This window comes from Pseudarthrobacter sp. WHRI 8279 (assembly GCF_040224115.2).
In the GTDB taxonomy this organism is placed as follows: domain Bacteria; phylum Actinomycetota; class Actinomycetes; order Actinomycetales; family Micrococcaceae; genus Arthrobacter.
In genome coordinates, this window is the sequence record NZ_CP168162.1 from 983,070 (window position 1) to 997,228 (window position 14,159).

The window sequence follows — 14,159 nt, forward strand, 5'->3', positions numbered from 1 at the left end:
ATGACTGATACCGATGCTGCCACCACCGGACACTCAACCGTTGAGGAGTGGACGCGTGCCCTTGCGGAGTCCAAGGGTTCGCCGGGCGGAGGGGCCGGGACAGGCGTGATGCTTGCCATTGCCGCGTCCCTGGCCTCAATGGTTGCCGGCTATACCGAACCGAAGGAAGGTCAGCAGGCGGAGCTCGCCTGCCTGCACGAGCGTGCATGTGCGCTTAGGGAGGCCGCCCTTAAGCTGGCCGACGACGACGCTGCCGCCTCCGAGGCGTTCGGCGCTGCCTTTCGCCTCGAACGGGGCCCGGAACGGGACGCGGCAATTCACCGTGCATCCGTCGCTGCAGCCAAAGCATCGGCTGTGCTGGGCGAGCGGGCTGTAGCTGCCATTGATGACCTTGGTTGGCTTGCCGCCCACGGCAATCCGGCCCTCATAGCTGATGTCGTTGTCGGATTCGGTGCACTGAGGGCGGCGGTGGCCGGGGCGCGCACCAACGTCAGCTTCGACCTTGCCACCCTCAGGTCTGCCGGGGCCACCCTGGAGCAGATCAGGGAGCAGCACCCGGGCCTGTGGTCTGCTGTCGAGCAGTTGACCGCAGCCCTTGAACGCATCGACCACCACACCGCGGCTGTTGATGACCGCGCGGCGCCCACCGACGTCGCCTGACGTCCCGCAGCAGCTGCCGGGAAGCAACTGCGGTCCTGCTCGCGACCATTAAGGGATGATCAGGGCGGTCCGGAAGCCACGCAACACTTTCGCTGCCGCGCAAGGTGCGGGGCTTATTGCGCCGGGCATATTGCGCCGGGTACCGGTGTGCCTTAGCCAGCCAGCGGTTCAGCGGTGGAGTTCAACAGGATAACCAAGGCGCGCTCAGCAGTCGTGGCGCCAAGCGTAAGCCAGGACCACCCCCGGGCGTACGCGAAAAAGTCCTCGATCCGCGGCTGATGCGGGGCTACGGTGGAGTGGTGACTCCTCGTCCCGATATTTTCACCGTTGGTGAACTGCGTGCCTCCGGCCATGTCCTCAAGGACCTGCGCCAGGAAATCCGTGGAAACCTGCTCGCCGCGCTCGCGGCCGGTGAGGATCCATGGCCAGGGATGTACGGCTTCGGCCGGACCGTGCTTCCCCAGCTTGAGCGTGCCCTGATCGCCGGGCATGACGTGGTCCTGCTCGGCGAGCGCGGGCAGGGCAAGACGCGGCTCCTGCGCACCCTGGCCGGGCTCCTGGACGAATGGTCGCCTGTCATCGAGGGCTCGGAACTGAACGAACACCCGTTCGAGCCCATTATGGATCATTCCCGCGCGCTTGCCCTGACGGAGGGTGACCGGCTGCGGGTGGCCTGGCGCCACCGGTCGGAACGGTATGTGGAGAAGCTCGCCACCCCGGACACCTCCGTCGCGGACCTCATTGGCGACGTCGACCCGATGCGGGTGGCCGAGGGCCGCAGGCTGGGAGACCCCGAAACCATCCACTACGGCCTTGTCCCGCGCTCCAACCGCGGCATTATTGCCATCAACGAACTGCCGGACCTTGCCGAACGGATCCAGGTGTCAATGCTCAACGTGATGGAGGAGCGCGACATCCAGATCCGGGGCTACGTGCTCCGGCTTCCACTGGACGTGCTGGTTGTCGCCTCCGCCAACCCGGAGGACTACACCAACCGCGGCAGGATCATCACGCCGCTGAAGGACCGCTTCGGTGCGGAGATCAGGACCCATTACCCCCTGGAGCTGGACGACGAGGTGGCCGTGATCCGGCAGGAGGGGCAGCTGGTGGCCGATGTCCCGCCGGTGATCCTCGAAATCCTGGCCCGCTACACCCGTGCGCTGCGGCAGTCTCCGGCGATCAACCAGACCTCCGGGGTCTCGGCACGGTTCGCCATTGCCGGGGCCGAAACGGTGGCAGCCGCCGCGCTTCGCCGTGCCAGCATGCGCGGGGAGGCAGAGGCTGTAGCGCGGATCGTGGACCTGGACACCGCGGTGGAAGTCCTCAGCGGCAAGATCGAATTCGAATCCGGTGAGGAAGGCCGCGAACAGGCCGTCCTTGACCACCTCCTGCGCACCTCCACCGCCGAAGCCGTGCGGGCTCACTACCAGGGCCTGGACATGGGCCCGCTGGTGGCAGCGCTGGACGGCCACACCACGGTGACCACGGGGGAGCACGTGACTGCACGGGAGTTCCTTGAAGGCCTGCCTTCCCTGAACGGGGCAGGCCTGTATGACGAGATCGGCAGCCGCCTCGGTGCGGAGAACGAGGGCCAGCGGGCGGCGGCCATCGAACTGGCGCTGGAGGGGCTTTACCTGGCCCGGCGGATCTCCAAGGAGTCCGACGACGAAGAGACGGTCTACGGCTGAGGGCACCACGGTGCGTGGCTGGGCAAACGGCTGAAGCGAGGGACGGACGGCACCATGAACATCCATAACCATTCCGCCCGGTACGGCCGGTACGCCGGCGGACCGGACCCGCTCGCCCCGCCGGTTGACCTGGCGGAGGCGCTTGACGCCGTCGCCGAGGACGTGATGGCAGGATACTCGCCCCGCCACGCCCTGCAGGAGTTCCTCCGGCGCGGCGGGCGGAACCGGGAAGGCCTGGACGATCTCGCCAGGCGCGTGCAGGAGCGCCGGAATGACCTGCTGGGCCGGCACAACCTGGACGGCACCCTCAAGGAGGTGAAGAAGCTCCTGGACACTGCCGTGCTGGAGGAACGCAAGCAGCTGGCCCGCGATGCCATGATGGACAACGCCGACCGCGCCTTCCGGGAAATGCAGCTGCAGAACCTGCCCGCGTCCACCGCCGCGGCCGTCAAGGACCTGGCCTCCTATGACTGGCAATCCGGCACGGCACGGGAAGCCTACGAGCGGATCAAGGACCTGCTGGGCCGCGAGGCCCTGGACCAGCGGTTCGCGGGCATGAAGCAGGCACTGGAGGGCGCCACGGAGCAGGACCGCGAAGCCGTCAGCGCAATGCTGCGCGACCTGAACGCGCTATTGGACAAACACCGCCGCGGCGAGGATGCCAATGCCGACTTCCAGGAGTTCATGGCCCGGCACGGCGACTACTTTCCTGAGAACCCGCAGTCGGTTGAGGAACTGATCGACGCCCTTGCCAAGCGGGCCGCTGCTGCCCAGCGGCTCCTGCAGTCCATGTCCCCCGAGCAGCGCGACGAGCTGATGCGGCTTTCCGCCCAGGCCTTCGGATCACCGGAGCTCATGGCCCAGCTTGACCAGCTCGACGACAGCCTGCGCGCCCTGCGCCCCGGTGAGGACTGGACCGGCTCGGAGCGCTTCGAAGGCCAGGAGGGCCTGGGCCTGGGCGACGGCACCGGAGTGCTCCAGGACATCGCCGAACTGGACGACCTTGCCGAACAGCTCTCCCAGTCCTACAACGGCTCCACCCTGGGCGACCTGGACCTGGATGCCCTGGCCCGCCAGTTGGGACCGGACGCCGTAGTCACCGCCCGCACGCTGTCCGACATCGAACGTGCCATGCAGGAGGGAGGCTACCTGCGGCGGGGCACGGACGGGGACCTCCGGCTCTCACCACAGGCCATGCGGCGGCTGGGCAAGTCGCTGCTGCGGGACACCGCCAGGCAGCTGTCAGGCCGGCAGGGGCGCAGGGACACCCGCGAGGCCGGGGCGGCCGGGGAGCAGACCGGATCAAGCCGTCCATGGGAGTTCGGGGACGCGGAGCCCTGGGACGTGACCCGAACGCTGACCAACGCGATCAGCCGCACAGCGGCGGGCGGTGGAACCCCGGGCAGCGGTCTCCGCCTCACCCCGGCGGACATCGAAGTCAGCGAAACGGAAGCGCGCACGCAGGCCGCCGTCGTCCTTCTTGTCGATGTGTCCTTTTCGATGGCCGCCGAGGGAAGGTGGGTTCCCATGAAACGCACCGCGCTGGCGCTCCACCACCTGGTCTCCACCCGTTTCCGCGGCGACAGGCTGGAACTGATCACGTTCGGCCGCCATGCCCAGGCGATGGACATCGGTGAACTCACCGCTTTGCCGCCGCTGCGGGAGCAAGGAACAAACCTCCATCACGGGTTGCTGCTGGCCGGCCGCTTCTTCCGCAAGCACCCTTCCATGCAGCCGTTCCTCCTGGTGGTCACGGACGGCGAGCCCACGGCACACCTGCTGCCGGAAGGCGAACCGTGGTTCTGCTGGCCGCCGGACCCGGAAACCATCCGCGTGACAGTGGCGGAGCTCGACCGGCTGGGGCGCGCGGGCACGCAGGCCACGTTCTTCAGGCTGGGCTCGGACCCCAGCCTGGAACGGTTCGTCCGGCGCATGGCCCGCAGGGTGGGCGGCCGGGTGGTGGCTCCCGAGGCAGGGGAACTGGGCGCCGCCGTGGTGGGGGAGTACCTCCGCGCGCACTTCCGGGGACGGGTCTTCGGCGATTCCGACTGGGCTTCCTAGCCAAGGGGCCGCCGGTAAAAGGGCCGGAGGCGTTGCCCCGTTTCCAAGCCTATCCATGTGAGGATCGAAGCATGCCTGACCGCCTCATGCTGCTGGATACTGCATCGCTGTACTTCCGCGCCTTTTACGGCCTGCCGGACACGATCCGCCGCGGGGACGGCACACCGGTCAACGCCGTCCGCGGCCTGCTGGACATGATCGCCCGGCTGACCACGGACTACCACGCAACGCACCTCATCGCGTGCTGGGATGACGACTGGCGCCCGCAGTGGCGGGTGGATCTCCTGCCCACCTACAAGGCCCACCGGGTGGCGGAAGCCGTCACGGGTGCCCCTGACATCGAAGTTGTCCCGGACGCGCTGGAGGCGCAGCTTCCCATGATCCGCCAGGTGCTTGGGCTAGCCGGCATCGCTATTGTGGGCGCGCCCCACCATGAGGCCGACGACGTCGTGGGCACGTACGCGAGCCACGCGGACCTTCCCGTCGATGTAGTCACCGGGGACCGCGACCTTTTCCAGGTCTGCGACGACGAACGCCAGGTCCGCGTGATCTACACCGCCCGCGGCATGAAGAACCTTGAGGTCATCACCGAAGAATCAGTGGTGGCCAGGTACCGGGTGCTGCCCCAGCAGTACGCCGACTACGCGACATTGCGCGGCGACGCCTCGGACGGCCTGCCGGGGGTTGCCGGAATCGGTGAAAAAACCGCGGCCTCCCTGCTGCTGAAGTATGGAACCTTGGAGGGGCTGCTGGAGGCGGCTGGGCTTCCAGGCAGCGGCATGGCGGCCCCCGTGAAGGCCAAGCTGGCCGCCGCCGCGGACTACCTTTCGGTTGCCCCCACAGTGGTGAGGCTGGTGCGGGACCTGGACCTGCCCACTCCGGAGCAGGCAGGCGCGGAACTGAATCCCGTTTCAGGCGAGCCGCGGGTCGAGCTCGAGCGGCTGGCCACTGAGTGGAACCTGGGTGGTTCCGTAAGGCGGCTCCTCACGGCTTTGGAACGGCGGCATTAGCCCCGGCGCACTCCTCCTCCGGCGCCGAGCTTGCTTCATCCGCGTCAGGTAGTAAGCTTGCTGACCATTAGTACTAAGCTTGCTGATTAATTACCAGTGGCGGGAGCGGGTCGAACGAATGAATGCAATTGTTGTTGCCATCTGGGCCCTGGCGGCCGCTTCCGGAGCGGGCTTGGCGGCCAGCGCGCCGTACGGTGCCGCGGGCAATGGTGGCCAGTATCTCGCCGGCCATGTTCTCTTGGGCCTCGGACTCGGGCAGTTGCTCGCAGCCTTGGTGCGGTTTGCGGTGCGCCGCATGATTGCCGGAACAGCGTCACGGCCATCGCCGGCGCGCCTCGTGGCGGTCCCTGCAACGGAAGCCGCAGCAGTGGCCCCGCCGGCAGGGGACACGGCGGCCGTGACCATCCTCTACCCCCGGCCTGCCGCCGTCGTCCCGTTGCGGGGCCGGCATGCCGCCTGATCGTCTCCAGCCGTCTCCGGCGCAGGGCGGCGCCCCAGTGCGCCCCCAACGGAGGGTATGGGCTGGAGTAGCTGCAGCGCTGGCAGCGGCCGCCCTCACCGCCGCTGCCGTCGTGGTTTCCCCGGCTTTCGGCGGTGCCGATTCGGATGAGGCCACTCTTCGCGGTTTCCAGATCCGCGTCCTCAACATCACCCAGGCTGCTGCGGAGAACAGGCTGGACGGGGTCCTCGATGCCGTTGAGGCGCTTGAGCGGGACTTGGACCTGGCCGCCGGCCAGGGTGCGATCTCGGCGGCCCGCTACCGCGGCATCGACGCCGCGCTTGAGGCGGTCCGAGCAGACGTAACCCGCACCATTACAGCCCAGGCGGCCTCGGCCAGAGATGCGAAAGCAGCGGTAACTGCGGCGGAAACGCCCACGGTGAGTGTCACGGCCCCGGAGACGGCACCGGAAACGGCGCCGGCGCCCGTGGCAGAACCCCCGGCTGTTCAATCCCAGCCGGAAGCACCCGCCGCTCCCGCTCCGGCGCCTGAGCCTGCCGCCCAGCAACAGGACCTGCCTGACGCTGCCAAGGAAGCCAGGGAAAAGGGCAAGGGCGCCGGAAGGCCCTAAGCCCCGAGGCCTGTTCCTTCCGCTGCAGTCCGGGGTGCCCTGGATTCAGTGCCCTGGGTCCAATGTCCTGAGCCCTTTGTCCCGAACCCTTTGTCCCGAGTATGGTGCAGGGCGAGGACGTGGTCCGCAGTGCACCGGTTGGCCGGGCAAAATGGAGGGATGACTTCCCCGAGCGGACGGCAGGAACCGCCACCTGGCCAGGCCTTCCACCTCCGGGCCATCGGCGCCGGCCTGCCCTTTGCCAACTCGCTCCCGGCCCTGGCCGAAGCGCTGGGCGATGGCGAGCCGGGAGGAGCGGCAGTAGTGCAGGCGCCCCCGGGAACGGGCAAGACCACCCTGGTTCCGCCCCTGCTGGCAAACCTCGTGGCGGGACTGCCTGCGGGTCCCGGCGGGCGGCACCGTACGGTTATGGTCACCCAGCCGCGCAGGGTAGCTGCCCGTGCCGCCGCCCGCAGGCTTGCAGCCCTGGACGGCAGCCCGCTGGGCAACCGGGTGGGGTATACCGTCCGCGGAGAGCGGCAGGCCGGATCCGGAACGCTCATAGAATTCGTCACGCCAGGCATCCTGCTGCGCCGACTGCTGGCCGCTCCGGACCTGCCGTTGGCAGGCGCAGTGGTCCTGGATGAGGTCCACGAACGCGGCCTCGAAACGGACGTCCTGTTCGGCATGCTCACTGAAGTACGCCAGCTGCGCGGTGACCTTACCGTCGTCGCCATGTCCGCCACCCTTGACGCTCCCAGATTCGCTGCCCTGCTGGGGGATCACGACGGCGGCGGGCCGGCTCCCGTCGTCGACTGTCCCTCGGCGCTCCATCCACTGCGGACGGAGTGGCGTCCGGGGCCCGGCCAGCGGTTGGACGGCAGGGGAGTGACCCGCACTTTCCTTGATTTCGTTGCAGGGACCGCCGCGGAGGCCCACCGGCAGGCGCTGGCAGCGGACAGCGCTGCGGACGCCCTGGTCTTCGTTCCGGGGGCATGGGAAGTCTCGCAGGTTGCGGCAGGGCTGCGCAGCCGCGTGGGGCCGGGGACTGACGTGCTGGAACTGCACGGCAGGGTGGGCGCCGCCGAGCAGGACCGGGCGGTGTCCGGGCGCGGGCCGGGGGAGAACGCCAGGATTATCGTCTCCACGGATCTGGCCGAGTCATCGCTGACCGTGCCGGGGGTCCGGCTGGTCATTGACTCGGGACTGGCCCGTGAGCCGCGGCGCGACGCCGCCCGGGGAATGAACGGGCTGGTGACGGTTTCCTGCTCACGGGCTTCCGCTGACCAGCGTGCCGGACGCGCCGCCCGCCAGGGCCCTGGGACGGTAGTCCGCTGCTACAGCCAGCAGGGGTTTGGTGCCGCCCCCGCCCACGTGACTCCGGAAATCACCGTGGCTGACCTCGCCGGAGCCGCACTGGTGATGGCGTGCTGGGGGTCACCGCGCGGGGAAGGCCTCGCCCTGCCGGACACCCCGCCGGAGCAGGCCATGGATGATGCCATGGAAATCCTGCACGAACTTGGTGCTGTGGCCGGCGACGGCAACATTACCGGTGCCGGCAGGACGCTGGCGGGCCTCCCGGTTGATCCGCGGCTGGGCCGCGCCTTGCTCGACGGCGCCGCTGCCGCCGGCCCCAGGGCGGCGGCAGAAGTGGTGGCCGCCGTGGCCGGTGATGCGCGGGCGCCTGGCGCCGACCTGCCGCGCCTCCTCTCCGAACTCCGCAGCGACAAAGGCCCCGCCGGCCGGCGCTGGGCAGATGAAAGCCGCCGCCTCCAGGTCCTGGCGCAGCAGGCGGGACCCCTGCCAGGAGCTCCCGCACTGCCGCCCCTTGCCGGCGGGAGCGCCCTGGTGGGCGCCGTCGTCGCCCTTGCCTTCCCCGACCGCGTGGCACGCAGGGTTCCCGGCGACGGTCCCGAGCAGTACCTGCTGTCCTCCGGAACCCGGGCAGGACTGCCCGCCGGAAGCAGCCTGTCCGGGCACGAATGGCTGGCAGTGGCTGAGGTGTCCCGCGGCGGTGGGAGGGACTCCGCCGGAACGGGCGCCGTGATCCGCGCCGCAGCCCCACTCTCCGCCAGCATCGCCGCATCAGCCGCATCCCACCTCGTGGTTGAGGCGGTGGAGGCCGCCTTTACCCAGGGCCGCGTTACCGCGCGCAGGGTCCGGCGGCTCGGCGCGATCGTGCTCGCCTCCACCCCGGTGCGTCCCTCGCCTGCCGAGGGCGGGGCCGCGCTGGCAGGAGCGCTGCAGAAGGAAGGACTGGCTGTCCTGAACTGGTCGACGGCGGCAGCGGCGTTGCGCCGGCGGCTTGCTTTCCTGCATCGTGAGCTGGGGGAGCCGTGGCCGGACGTATCGGAGGCGGGGCTTCTCCGCCGCCTGCAGGACTGGCTGGGACCGGAGCTGGAGGCGCTTGCGGCCGGCGCAGACGTGAACGCGGTGGACCTTGCCGGGCCGCTGCGGCGGCTGCTTCCCTGGCCGGAGGCAGCCCGGACGGATGAGCTCGCCCCGGAAACCCTGGAAGTTCCCAGCGGCTCAAGGGTGCGGATTGACTATCCCGAATGGTCGGATGCCACGGCCCCGCCGGTGGTGGCCGTCAAACTCCAGGAGTGCTTCGGGCTGGCCGCCACGCCCCGCCTGGCCGACGGCCGGGTGCCGGTGCTGTTCCATCTGCTCTCACCGGCCCGGCGCCCGCTGGCTGTTACCGGCGACCTGACATCATTCTGGTCCGGCCCGTATGGCCAGGTCCGCGCCGAAATGCGGGGCCGCTACCCGAAGCATCCCTGGCCCGAAGATCCCTGGTCCGCGCCTGCCACTGCACGGACCAAACAGCGTAATTAGCGTCCCGCCGGGGCAGCCTCCCCGGCCCGTGAACGGTGCGTGAGATGTCCGATACATGCTTGTTACTTCCAGTCGACCCGCTGAAACATGCGCCGCATAGGCTCTTTTCCACCTGGACAGCGTGGTCCACACGCAGACATGGAAGGACCTACAGATGTTTATCCTCAACAGCCTCAACCTCCTGCTCGACGGCCGCCGGGGCGATGACAGCCGCTTCCACACCGGAGGCACCGGCAGCACGGAATTCCCCGAAGGACAGTTCACCTCCGCAGCCTGGGAAGGCTGGTGGCACGAAGAAGCGGCCTGACAGCCGGTCTTCCACAAGGCAGGCCCCGTGACTTTCCGGGCGTCAGCCGGAGGAATGGATAAAGCGGGCCACCGGCTCCGCCAGGGAGGCACCCACCTCTGCCGGGGAGCGCTTGAGGCCGGCCACAGCAAAGGAATGGTCACCGCCGTCCACCCACTGCAGGACGGCGGAGGGCCCAACCCGTCCCACCACGTCTTCCAGGAGCGCAGGGGTGGCGAACGTGTCCCGGCTGCCCTGGAGGAAAAGCATGGGGACGGTGATGCCGTACAGGTGAGCGTCCCGCAGCTTCTCGGGCTTCCCCGGAGCATGCAGGGGGTACCCCAGGTACACCAGCCCGGCGGCGTCCATTCCCTCCGCGACCGCCATCGAGGCCATCCGGCCGCCGAAGGACTTGCCGGCCGCCCACAGCGGACCGGTATCGCCGTATTCTGCAGCCCGTTCTGCCGCGGCCGCCATCACCGCGCGCCAGGCGGCGATTGCCGCTGGTGGCCGGTCCGGAAATTTTCGTCCCGCCTCGCGGTAGGGAAAGTCGAAGCGCAGGGTAGCGATTCCCAAGGCGTTCAACGCGTGGGTAAACCCGTGCATAAAGGGATGTTCCATGCCGGCGCCCGCACCATGGGCCACCACCACAGTGGCGGACGGGTTGTCGGGGCGGGCAAAGACGGCAGGCACCGTGCCCTCGCCCACAGGGATGCGGAAGTCTGATGCTGAAACGGACATTCCTCCATCTTGCCGGACAGGCTGAGCAAATCTGCCGGTCCTTCGATCCGGGGGTGTACGTTGTCCCCATGGCGAGTGAACAGACCACCCTCACGGTCCAGGGCCCGCACGGCGAGCGCGAGATGCGCATCTCCAGCCCCAGCAGGGTGATCTGGGCCGAACCCGGGATCACCAAGCTCGACCTGGCGCGGTACATCACCGACGTCGGCGAAGCTTTTATGGCTGCCAACGGCGGCAGGCCGGTGGCGCTGCAAAGGTATTCGGGCACCATTGAGGGGGAGATGTTTTTCTCCAAGAACCCGCCCAAGGGCGCCCCGGAATTCATAAGGTCCACCCCTGTGGTGTTCCCGAGCGCCCGCTCGCATCCCATGCTGATACTGGACGAACCTGCCGCGGCCGTGTGGGCCGTGCAGATGAACACCATCGTGTTCCACCCCTGGCCTTCGCGGGCGGACAACACGGACAACCCCGACCAGCTGCGCATCGACCTCGACCCCCAGCCCGGAACGGACTTTGACGACGCTGTCCCGGCTGCGCTGGCGCTGAAGGAGGTGCTGGCAGAGGCAGGACTGGAATGCTTCATCAAGACGTCCGGCAACCGTGGACTTCACGTCTATGCCCCTATCGAACCGTCCCGGGAGTTCCTTGACGTCCGGCATGCCGTGATCGCCGCGGCCCGGGAACTGGAGCGCCGCATGCCGGACCAGGTCACCACGGCCTGGTGGAAGGAGGAGCGCGGCCAGAGGGTGTTCGTGGACTTCAACCAGGCCAACCGGGACCGGACCATCGCCGGCGCCTACAGCCCGCGGCCGCTGGCCCATGCCCCGGTGTCCTGCCCCATCACCTGGGACGAGCTGGAACGCGTGGACCCGAAGGACTTCACCATCCTGACCGTGCCGGACCGCCTCAAAACCGTCGGTGACCCGTGGGCTGGCATGCACAGCAAGCCTGGGACCATTGACACCCTGCTGGACTGGTGGGAACGGGACCTTAAGTCAGGGCTGGGCGAGCTTCCGTTCCCGCCGGACTACCCCAAAATGCCGGGGGAGCCGCCCCGGGTGCAGCCCAGCAGGGCCCGGAAACAGGCCTAGCCCACCCCGGAAGGGGCGGGCCGCCGTCGATATACCTGCGACCGGACCGGCTGGATACCTGTGCCAGGACCGGCTGGCGGTTCCGTCTATTCGAAGCGGGACGGGTCTCCGGTTCCGCGCCGGACCACCTCAGCCACGCCGCTGGAAAAGTCAATGACGGTAGTGGGCTCGGAACCGCAGTCACCGGCATCGATCACAGCGTCCACCTGGTGGTCCAGGCGTTCCTTGATCTCCCAGCCCTGGGTCAGCGGGTCCTCCTCATCCGGCAGCAGCAGGGTGCTGGAGAGCAGCGGCTCACCCAGTTCCGCCAGCAGTGCCTGGACCACGCGGTTGTCCGGGATCCGCACGCCAACAGTCTTCTTCTTGGGATGCAGCAACCGCTTGGGAACTTCCTTCGTTGCCGGAAGGATGAAGGTGTAGCCGCCCGGGGTGACTGCCTTGATGCTGCGGAACACATCATTCCCGATGTTCACGAACTGCCCCAGCTGGGCAAAATCCCTGCAGACCAGCGTGAAGTGGTGTTTGTCGTCCAGGCGGCGAATGCTCCTGATCCGGTCCAGGGCGTCCCTGTTACCCACCTGGGCGCCCAGCGCATAGCAGGAATCCGTGGGGTAGGCGATCAGGCCGCCGTCGAGCACTATCTTGACCGCCTGGGTGATGGCGCGCGGCTGGGGGTCCTGGGGGTGAACGTCAAAGTATCTGGCCATGCCCCAGAGCCTACGGCCCGGCCGGACACTTGTGCACCACCTGCCCCGAATTCCCCTACCACCGGCCCTTCGTTTGAGGCAGGATGGTGTCTGGTTCCACCATGCTCCGTCCCCACTCCAAGGAGATCCACCATGCCAACCACCCTCAATCCCTACCTCAGCTTCCGCGACAACGCCCGCGAAGCCATGAATTTCTACCAGGCCGTCTTTGGCGGGGAGCTGACCCTGAGCACCTTCGGGGAGTTCCAGGCCAGCGACGATCCTGCCGAGTCGGAGAAGATCATGCACGGCATGCTGACCACCACCCAGGGGATGGTGCTGATGGGCGCCGACACGCCCAACAGCATGGGGTACACCCCGGGGGCGTCCATTTCCATCTCCCTCAGCGGCGACGATGAAGCGGAGCTCCGCGGCTACTACGAGAAGCTCAGCGCCGACGGCGGGACGGTAACCGTGCCCATGGAGCAGTCGCCGTGGGGTGACATCTTCGGCATGTGCACCGACCGTTTCGGCGTGGCCTGGCTGGTCAACGTCAACGGTGCCCACGGCGCCCCGGAAACGCGCCAGGACTGACCGGCACTACGGAGGTTCGCGGTTTTCCGGGGCGCCGCTCCGATACTGGGGCCGACGCCCGTTTCTGACGTCGGGTCCGGGTTCTTGAGGAGGCTGCGGGGCGGTGCGAGGATGGACCCGTGGAATCCCTTTTTGAGTTCCTTGACGACAAATGGTGGCTGGTCTTCCCGGCGATCGCTTTTGCCGGGCACTGGGCAAACTCGCTCCGTAGAGCCGGTGAGCGGCGGCACCAACGCCGGGTGGAGCTGTACAAGCTCAGGAACCAGGCCCGGGAGTCCGAACGGGCTTCCGCGGCGGACGTCGATGCGCTTGTCGCCACCCACGACGCCACCAACAAGCGCTGGCTTGACTACGAACTGGACGTTGGGAAGCTCATTGATTTTCCGCTCATGACCGATGTCCGCGAACCGCTCACCGTCGCCTTCCTCCGGGCGAAAAGGGAAGCGGACGGCATGCGCCCGGATTCCGCTGCGGACATGGCTTCGCCAACGAGGCTGGAGGCCTACCGGAAGGCAGTCAACAGCTTCGCTGTGGCGCTGGACGTGGCCGAACGTGAAGCCCGGCGGATCAGGGACAGCAAGTTCACGGGCCCGGAACGTGAACGCCTTGCCACTGCCCGGCAGCTACTCAGGATCGCCGGGGACCATGCCGCCACGCCAGCCGAGCGGCAGGCGGCCTACAAGCGCGCCCGCCGCGAGCTCGATGGCCTGATCGTCCTGCCCGATGCCGCGGTCGCCGCCCTCGAGGCGCAGGTGGCGCCAGGGCTGGACGCCGGCCGGGAACCGTCGGACTTCCGGCACCGCTAGGTTTCCTGGACTGCCGGCCGTGACCCGCACGCTCTACATCGATGTGGACGGCGTTATTTGTCCGTTCGGACCGGAGGGCGCCAGCGGCTGGGGATCCGGCTGGCAACATTCCGATGCGGGGCTCCTGCCCGTGGCCTACGCGCCGGAACTGGTGGACGCGTTGAACGGGATTGCCGCCATGGCAGGGGTGCGTTGCGTATGGCTCACAAGCTGGGAGGAACTCGCACCGCAGTATTTATGCCCCGCCATCGGCCTTAACGGGGCTCAGTAGCCCTATCTGACCGCGGATGGGGCGGGTACTGGCGCCGGCTGGTGGAAGCTTCGTGCCATCCAGGACGATGTTGAAGAGACCGGTCCGGAAGCCGTGGCCTGGATCGATGACCAGCTTGGGTTCGAGGCGGAGGCGCAGTCCTGGGCCAGGCTCCTTGGCCGCCGGATCCTGGCTTTGTCTCCGGACCCGAGGCGCGGAATTTCGCCTGCCGAACTGCAGCAGGTGCGGTCGTTTCTGGTGCGGCCGTTGTTTTGACCTGATGCCGTGGACGCGTACGATCGATAGGGTTTCACGCCGGTTGTGTTAACGCCACAGGTCATTCCAAGCGAACAGCTGGTGAATTATGCTGTGCAAGGCAGCCGGGGGAGATGAAACTGCTGA

At 68.1% G+C, this 14,159-nt stretch carries 14 protein-coding genes; 12 read left to right on the plus strand and 2 right to left on the minus strand.

All coding sequences use genetic code 11. The features are described from left to right. The 8 genes from ABRP28_RS04375 to ABRP28_RS04410 all read left to right on the plus strand — a co-directional run bounded on the left by ABRP28_RS04375 (position 1) and on the right by ABRP28_RS04410 (position 9,610). A complete protein-coding gene (locus ABRP28_RS04375) occupies positions 1–660 on the plus strand; it encodes a cyclodeaminase/cyclohydrolase family protein (protein WP_350002341.1) in 660 nt (219 codons plus the stop codon). A gap of 299 nt (positions 661–959) precedes the next feature. After that, positions 960–2,348, plus strand: coding sequence for a sigma 54-interacting transcriptional regulator (locus ABRP28_RS04380; protein WP_350002342.1), 1,389 nt, complete (start codon positions 960–962; stop codon positions 2,346–2,348). A gap of 54 nt (positions 2,349–2,402) precedes the next feature. Further along, positions 2,403–4,409 carry a VWA domain-containing protein gene (locus tag ABRP28_RS04385; protein WP_350002343.1) on the plus strand — a complete coding sequence of 669 codons (2,007 nt, stop codon included), beginning with the start codon at positions 2,403–2,405 and terminating at the stop codon, positions 4,407–4,409. A gap of 71 nt (positions 4,410–4,480) precedes the next feature. Further along, positions 4,481–5,419, plus strand: coding sequence for a 5'-3' exonuclease (locus tag ABRP28_RS04390; RefSeq protein ID WP_350002344.1), 939 nt, complete (start codon positions 4,481–4,483; stop codon positions 5,417–5,419). A gap of 118 nt (positions 5,420–5,537) precedes the next feature. Further along, positions 5,538–5,879 (plus strand): hypothetical protein, encoded by a 342-nt coding sequence (locus ABRP28_RS04395; protein ID WP_350002345.1) that lies wholly within the window; start codon positions 5,538–5,540, stop codon positions 5,877–5,879. A gap of 37 nt (positions 5,880–5,916) precedes the next feature. Further along, complete coding sequence (locus ABRP28_RS04400; RefSeq protein ID WP_350002346.1) at positions 5,917–6,489, plus strand: hypothetical protein; 573 nt, start codon at positions 5,917–5,919, stop codon at positions 6,487–6,489. A 159-nt stretch (positions 6,490–6,648) separates the two neighbouring features. Beyond that, positions 6,649–9,303: an ATP-dependent helicase HrpB gene (gene hrpB / locus ABRP28_RS04405; RefSeq protein WP_350002347.1), complete on the plus strand. Its 2,655-nt coding sequence runs from the start codon at positions 6,649–6,651 to the stop codon at positions 9,301–9,303. 154 nt (positions 9,304–9,457) lie between these two features. Next, positions 9,458–9,610, plus strand: a complete 153-nt coding sequence (locus ABRP28_RS04410) for a hypothetical protein (RefSeq protein WP_350002348.1) — start codon at positions 9,458–9,460, stop codon at positions 9,608–9,610. A 42-nt stretch (positions 9,611–9,652) separates the two neighbouring features. Here ABRP28_RS04410 and ABRP28_RS04415 read toward each other — a convergent pair whose 3' ends face one another. Next, positions 9,653–10,330 (minus strand): alpha/beta family hydrolase, encoded by a 678-nt coding sequence (locus ABRP28_RS04415; protein ID WP_350002349.1) that lies wholly within the window; start codon positions 10,328–10,330, stop codon positions 9,653–9,655. Between the two features lie 68 nt (positions 10,331–10,398). Between ABRP28_RS04415 and ligD the strand changes: the two genes are divergently transcribed. Then, positions 10,399–11,421, plus strand: coding sequence for a non-homologous end-joining DNA ligase (ligD, locus tag ABRP28_RS04420; protein ID WP_350002350.1), 1,023 nt, complete (start codon positions 10,399–10,401; stop codon positions 11,419–11,421). 86 nt (positions 11,422–11,507) lie between these two features. Here the strand turns inward: ligD and ABRP28_RS04425 are convergent, their stop codons facing one another. Beyond that, positions 11,508–12,128 carry an L-threonylcarbamoyladenylate synthase gene (locus ABRP28_RS04425; protein ID WP_190611817.1) on the minus strand — a complete coding sequence of 207 codons (621 nt, stop codon included), beginning with the start codon at positions 12,126–12,128 and terminating at the stop codon, positions 11,508–11,510. A gap of 132 nt (positions 12,129–12,260) precedes the next feature. Here ABRP28_RS04425 and ABRP28_RS04430 point away from each other — a divergent pair, with 132 nt between their 5' ends. The 3 genes from ABRP28_RS04430 (at position 12,261) to ABRP28_RS04440 (ending at position 13,778) form a co-directional block, all read left to right on the plus strand. Then, entirely contained in the window at positions 12,261–12,701 is a 441-nt protein-coding gene (locus ABRP28_RS04430) for a VOC family protein (protein ID WP_350002351.1), read from the plus strand. Positions 12,702–12,820: 119 nt separating this feature from the next. Continuing rightward, positions 12,821–13,507 carry a hypothetical protein gene (locus ABRP28_RS04435; RefSeq protein WP_350002352.1) on the plus strand — a complete coding sequence of 229 codons (687 nt, stop codon included), beginning with the start codon at positions 12,821–12,823 and terminating at the stop codon, positions 13,505–13,507. Positions 13,508–13,526: 19 nt separating this feature from the next. Then, entirely contained in the window at positions 13,527–13,778 is a 252-nt protein-coding gene (locus tag ABRP28_RS04440; RefSeq protein ID WP_350002353.1) for a hypothetical protein, read from the plus strand. The last annotated feature ends 381 nt before the right edge of the window (positions 13,779–14,159 follow it).